Origin of the sequence: Kitasatospora sp. NPDC093558, from assembly GCF_040683475.1 — a bacterium.
Classification (GTDB): domain Bacteria; phylum Actinomycetota; class Actinomycetes; order Streptomycetales; family Streptomycetaceae; genus Kitasatospora.
Map to the genome: position 1 here is coordinate 1 of NZ_JBFBDY010001410.1, position 1,031 is coordinate 1,031.

General features: G+C 72.7%; 1 protein-coding gene and 1 pseudogene. Both read right to left on the reverse strand.

Features of this window, described 5'->3' with window-relative positions; translation table 11 throughout:
* The coding region (locus tag AB0O00_RS41390; protein WP_363659812.1) for a thioredoxin domain-containing protein at nucleotides 1-552 on the reverse strand (552 nt) is incomplete at its 3' end.
* A 182-nt stretch (nucleotides 553-734) separates the two neighbouring features.
* A pseudogene (locus AB0O00_RS41395) lies at nucleotides 735-1,031 on the reverse strand (hypothetical protein); the annotation flags it as partial.

Here is a 1,031-nt window from a genome sequence, read left to right on the forward strand (position 1 = left end):
GTCCAGGAGGTGGCCGGTGTTGCCGAAGTCGTCCGACTGCTCGTCCGGCTGGTTCGCGTAGAGGACGTCGTGGAGCTGCTTGAACTTCTGCGGGCTCTCGTTGAGGGCCGCGCCGGCGGCGGCGAGGGCGTTCTTGGAGCCGCTGCCGCCGAGGTTGGCGTCCAGGAAGGTCGCCATGTGGTAGTGGATCGTGTAGGTGCCGTTGTCGGCGAGCTGCTGGATGGTCGTGCCGTCGGTGGTCTCCAGCTTGTCGCAGACCGGGCAGCGGAAGTCCTCGTAGACGTCCAGGACGTTCTTGTTGTTCGGGTCGCCGTAAGCGATCACGGTGCCGTTCGTGCCGGTGGTGTTGGCGGGCACGACCAGCGGTCCGCCGCTGCCGCCGCTGCCGGCCGTCGCGATGGCGATGCCGACGGCGGCACCGACGACGGCGACGGCTATGCCGCCGATGAGGATCTTCTTGCGACGGGCTTCGGCGCGCTGTCGGCGCTCCCGCTCGGCGCGCATCTGCTCGCGGGCGGAGCTCGTGGCGGCGTGGTTGTTCCTGTTGCTCATGGTGGTCTCGTCTCCCGTCCGGCGGACACCGGGAAGGCCGCGAGGCGATGAGGCCGCGAGGCCGGATCCGGGTCCGGGACGTCTCCGTGGAAGGCGGGCAGGCTGCCCCGGGGGGATGGCGGAGAGGCGAGGACGGGCTGCCAACGGCACGCTCGGGGAATCGGTGAGCGTCGGCCGTCCGGTCAGCCGGTCGGTGCCGGGACGAGGAGCGGCGGGCCGCGCCTCCGGGTGCCGCGCCGCAGGACCTCCTGCGGTCCCGATTGCCGCCGGTCGGGGAAGGCGGGTGCGGGCCCGGTCGTGGCGGGCGCTGCCGGGAGCAGCCACGCCAGCAGGATCCGCACCGGGCGGGCGGCCAGGGCGGCGAGCGCGCTCAGCGTACGGAAGACCGCCTTCTCGCCCAGCCGCAACCACACTGCGGCGACCAGGGCGGCGGCCAGGTGGAGGCCGAGCACGGCGACCAGTTGGGCACCGGTGAGCTG